The sequence below is a fragment of the Caloramator sp. genome, assembly GCF_020054765.1.
In the GTDB taxonomy this organism is placed as follows: Bacteria; Bacillota; Clostridia; order Clostridiales; family Caloramatoraceae; genus Thermobrachium; species Thermobrachium proteoclasticum.
Genome location: NZ_JAIHAO010000075.1, coordinates 1 through 5,135, shown reverse-complemented (window position 1 = coordinate 5,135; position 5,135 = coordinate 1). Strand labels below are relative to the sequence as shown.

The window sequence follows — 5,135 nt, the reverse complement described above, 5'->3', positions numbered from 1 at the left end:
TGTCAGAGTAGACATGGTAAATGCGACTGAAGGACCAGCTTTTGGCGCAGCAATAATGGCAGCAGTAGGATATGGTATATTTAAAGATGTTGAGGAGGCATGTAGTACACTCATCAAAGTGACTGATAGTGTGTATCCAATAGGAGAAAATGTAAGTAAATATGATGAAATATATGCTATCTACAAGGACTTGTATTACTTACTAAAAAATACATTTAAAAGAATCTCAAAAAATAGTTAAAAGGGGGTGTCCAAAAATATCACAAGACAAAATCTTTTACAGCAAAAATATTATAAAAATATATTATTTTGAGGAGGAGAATAAGTATGTCATGGAAAATTTCCAGAAAAATTGTTTTACCACTTATAATGGTGTTAATTTTGACATTTGTATTTTCTGGATGTGCTACTACATCTAACAACCAGCAAAGTACTACTTCTACAACAACTTCTTCAGATAATGCTAAAAATACAGAAACAATCAAAATAGGCTTCAGTATGGATAATTTGGCTTTGGAAAGATGGCAAAAGGATAGAGATTTATTTGTAAAAAGAGCGAAAGAATTGGGAGCAGAAGTTTTAGTGCAATCTGCTAACAGTGATCCACAATTGCAATATTCACAATGCCAAAATTTAATTGCTCAAGGGATAAAAGTTTTAGTTATACTTCCGACTGATGGTAGTGCTATTGCGCCTATAGTAGAAGAAGCGCATAAAGCAGGTGTAAAGGTTTTAGCCTATGATAGATTAATAATGAACTCTGATTTAGATTATTATGTATCTTTTGATAATGTTAAAGTTGGAGAATTACAAGCAGAAGCAATTACTAAATTAGTACCCAAGGGTAGGTATTTCTTGCTTGAAGGTTCTCCGACAGATAATAATGCAAAACTATTTTATGAAGGGCAGATGAAAGTATTAAAGCCACTAGTTGACAAGGGGGATATTAAAATTGTAGGAGAACAATGGGCTAAAAATTGGGATACCAACGAAGCCTATAAGATTATGCAAAATGCGTTAACAGCTAATAATAATAAAATTGATGCAGTTGTTGCCGCTAATGACAGTACTGCATTGGGAGCAATCAGAGCTTTAGAAGAACAGAAATTAGCTGGAAAAGTGCCTATTTCTGGTCAAGATGCTGACTTAGCAAATTGTCAGTTGATTGTGGAAGGCAAACAAACCATGACTGTATATAAGCCAATCGTATTAGAAGCTACAAAAGCGGCTGAAATGGCAGTTGCTATGGCGAAAGGAGAAAAAATTGAAACAAATGGAACTGTAAATAATGGAAAGATAGATGTACCTTCTGTTTTGGTAACTCCTATTGCAGTTGACAAAAATAATATGTTTGATACGGTTATAAAGGATGGGTTCCAAAAGTTAGAAGAAGTTTATAAGAATATTCCCAAAGACCAATGGCCTAAACAATAAAAAATTGTAGGGGAATGAAATCATTCCCCTACTTATGCTTAACAATGGAGGGTTAATATGAGTGAATATATTTTAGAAATGCGTAATATTACAAAAGATTTTGCAGGAGTCAAAGCTTTAGATAATGTTTCTCTTAAAGTAAAGAAAGGAGAAATTCATGCTCTTTGTGGAGAAAATGGTGCAGGAAAATCTACATTGATGAAAATATTGAGTGGTGTATACCCTTATGGTACTTATTCTGGCGAAATATTTTATAATGGTGAAAAATTGATTTTACATTCAATTAAAGATGCTGAAAGAAAAGGTATAGCTATTATATATCAAGAATTAGCTTTAATTAAGGAGCTTTCAGTAAAAGAAAATATTTTTATAGGGAATGAACCAAATAAAAATGGGATAGTTGATTTTGATCAAATGTATATCGAGACGAAAAAAATTTTGCAACAATTTAATCTTGATATTAATCCAAATACGTTAGTAAAAAATTTAGGTGTTGGACAGCAACAATTGGTTGAAATTGCGAAAGCATTATCGAAGAATGCAAATTTACTGATTTTAGATGAACCGACATCTTCTTTAACAGAATCCGATGTAGAAATCTTGTTAAATATTTTAAAGCATTTGAAACAAAATGGTGTTACCTGTATTTATATTTCACATAAGTTAAATGAAGTAATGGAAATAGCTGATACTGTTACTGTAATTCGGGATGGCAAAACAATTGGAAGTGATGATGTTAAAAATTTAACACAAGAAAAAATTATAAATATGATGGTAGGAAGAGAGTTATCGCAACTTTATCCCAGAGAAGAACACTCGATAGGCAAAGAGATATTTGAAGTAAGGAATTTTAATGTTTTTGATATCAAAGTTCCTAATAGAAGAATAGTAAAAAATGTTAGTTTTAGTCTCAGAGAAGGAGAAATATTAGGAATTGCAGGGCTTATAGGGGCAGGGAGAACGGAACTTGTCTCAAGTATTTTTGGTTCATATCCTGGGAAGTATTCAGGTGAAATATATTTAGAGGGTAAAAAAATTATTATTAAAAATCCAAATGATGCATTAAAACATGGTATTGCGATGGTACCAGAAGATAGGAAAAGACTTGGGCTTATAAGCTTAATGTCAGTAAAGGAAAATATGACTATATCAAATATAGAAAAATATAAAAGTATACTTGGTACCATAAATGAGAATGAGGAACTATTAGATGTAAAAGATTATGTAAAAAAGTTAAGCATAAAGACACCACGTCTTAATTTACCTGTTAAAAATTTAAGTGGTGGGAATCAACAAAAAGTGGTACTTGCAAAAAATTTATTAAGAAAACCTAAGATATTAATTTTAGATGAGCCGACAAGAGGCATTGATGTTGGTGCAAAATATGAGATATATAAATTAATGTTTTCACTCGTTCAAGAAGGAATTTCAATAATAATGATTTCTTCAGAATTACCAGAAATACTTGGCATAAGCGATAGAATAATTGTAATGCATGAAGGCGAGAAAAAAGGTGAATTTGAAAACAAAAATGTAACACAGGAAATGATAATGCAATGTGCAATAGGAGGTAAGGAATGATGGTAAAGCCTAAAGATAATGAATATAAACAATATGTATCAAAGCTTGGAATTTTGAACATAAATATGAAATTATATACTATGCTTATAGCATTAATAGCTATATGGGCTATATTTTCAATAGCAACAGATGGCAATTTTATTACACCAAGAAACATATCTAATCTTTTAAGACAGGCAATCCCTACTGGGATTTTGGCTATTGGAATGGTATTTGTAATCATTGCAGGTCAAATAGATTTATCAGTCGGTTCTTTACTTGGTTTAACAGGTGGTATTGCGGCTATTTTAAATGTTTGGTATCACGTAAATGGGATAGTTTCTATTTTGGTAGCTTTAGCAATAGGCGTGATAATTGGATTATGGAATGGATGGTGGGTTGCTTATAGAAACGTTCCGGCTTTTATTGTGACACTTGCAGGGATGCTTGTGTTTAGAGGAATTCTAATCGGTATAAGTAAAGGATATACTATTGCTCCTTTGAGCTCAGATTTTCAATTTATAGGGCAAGCTTATTTAACACAAAATAGCGGATATTTACTGGGGATTATAGCTGCTTTTTTGATAGTTTATTTAGTGTTAAATAGCAGAAAAACAAAAGCTAAATATAATTTAGATATTCCTCCATTAGGAATTGATATTTTAAAAATGACTTTTTTAATAATTCTCGTTGGTTTATTTGTCTTTATTTTAAATTTATATCAAGGTGTCCCGTTATCCGTATTGATTTTATTGATATTAGCGTTAATTTTCTCGTACATTTCTTCTAAAACTGTGTTTGGAAGAAGAGTATACGCTATTGGTGGTAATGTTGAAGCTGCTAAATTATCAGGCATTGATGTCAAAAAGATTATTCTAATTTTATTTGCTATAAATGGTTTGCTTGCTGCATTTGCAGGAATACTACTAACTTCAACGTTAAATGCTGCATCTGTTTCTGCAGGGCAAAATGCGGAGTTAGATGCAATTGCTGCTAGTGTGATTGGTGGTGCTAGTCTGAGCGGTGGAGTAGGGACAGTGTTTGGAGCGGTTATAGGTGCGTTAGTTATGGCAAGTATAGATAATGGAATGAGTATGCTTAATTCTCCACCATTTTGGCAATTTGTTGTTAAAGGATTAATTTTACTTATAGCTGTATGGATAGATGTGGTATCTAAAAATAAATAGTGATATAATTAATATATGGAAAATAAAACAATGAAAATGGAATAAAAAGGTGAAGAAATGATAACAGCGGATCAATTATTAGTTAAGCAAATAAATAAATCAATAGTGCTCAATACCATAAGAAAAAAAGGGAATATTTCAAGAGCGGATATTGCACATATTACAGGTTTAAACAAGTCAACTGTCTCTTTCCTTGTTGATGAACTTATAAACGAAGGGTTTGTAAGGGAAGAAGGGCCTGGTGCATCAAAAGGTGGTAGAAAACCAATCATATTAAGCATCAATAACAATGCTGGCTGTATAATAGGTATTGATTTGGATGTAAACTATATATTAATTGTTTTGACTGATTTAATGGCAAATGTCATTTGGGAAAAGAAAGTCGATATAAAAATTGGTGAAAGTCAACAGGCTATTATTGAGCGTTTAATAGAATTGATTGACGAAGCAATTTTAAATGCACCTAACACTATTAGGGGAATTTTAGGTATTGGGATTGGTGTGCCAGGCATTGTGGATTACAAAAAAGGCAGTATATTGATGGCGCCGAATTTAAAATGGCAGGATGTGCCTCTTAAAGAAATCATAGAAAATAAATTCAAAATTAAAGTACACATAGATAACGAAGCAAATGTAGGAGCAATAGGTGAGAAGTGGTTTGGCACTGGAATTAAATACAACAATTTCGTATATGTAAGTGCTGGAATTGGTATTGGTACAGGAATAATAATCAATGGAGAACTGTATAGAGGGACAGTAGGGCTGGCAGGAGAAATGGGACATATGACAATAAATATACATGACCATCAATGTAGTTGTGGAAATACAGGTTGTTGGGAAAATTATGCATCAGAAAAAGCACTATTCGATTATATACATACACAGTTGATAATGGGAAAATCTGATAATTATATAAATAAAGATAATTTTAATACACTTAGTGCTCTTGATATT

The 5,135-nt window shown here is 32.0% G+C and carries 4 protein-coding genes and 1 pseudogene; all 5 read left to right on the top strand.

All coding sequences use genetic code 11. The features are described from left to right. A pseudogene (locus tag JG776_RS12310) lies at positions 1 to 241 on the top strand (xylulokinase); the annotation flags it as partial. Positions 242 to 327: 86 nt separating this feature from the next. Continuing rightward, the gene (gene xylF, locus JG776_RS12305) at positions 328 to 1,434 is read left to right on the top strand and encodes a D-xylose ABC transporter substrate-binding protein (protein WP_003868242.1); all 1,107 of its coding nucleotides are present in this window, start codon (positions 328 to 330) and stop codon (positions 1,432 to 1,434) included. Positions 1,435 to 1,491: 57 nt separating this feature from the next. Further along, on the top strand, positions 1,492 to 3,015 hold the full coding sequence (locus JG776_RS12300) for a xylose ABC transporter ATP-binding protein (RefSeq protein ID WP_009051952.1): 1,524 nt from the start codon (positions 1,492 to 1,494) through the stop codon (positions 3,013 to 3,015). Next, positions 3,012 to 4,181 carry a sugar ABC transporter permease gene (locus JG776_RS12295; RefSeq protein WP_291967949.1) on the top strand — a complete coding sequence of 390 codons (1,170 nt, stop codon included), beginning with the start codon at positions 3,012 to 3,014 and terminating at the stop codon, positions 4,179 to 4,181. Before JG776_RS12300 ends, JG776_RS12295 begins: the two co-directional genes overlap by 4 nt. A 57-nt stretch (positions 4,182 to 4,238) precedes the next feature. Next, positions 4,239 to 5,135, top strand: an 897-nt coding sequence (locus JG776_RS12290) for an ROK family transcriptional regulator (RefSeq protein WP_291967947.1), incomplete at its 3' end; no start/stop codon positions are given.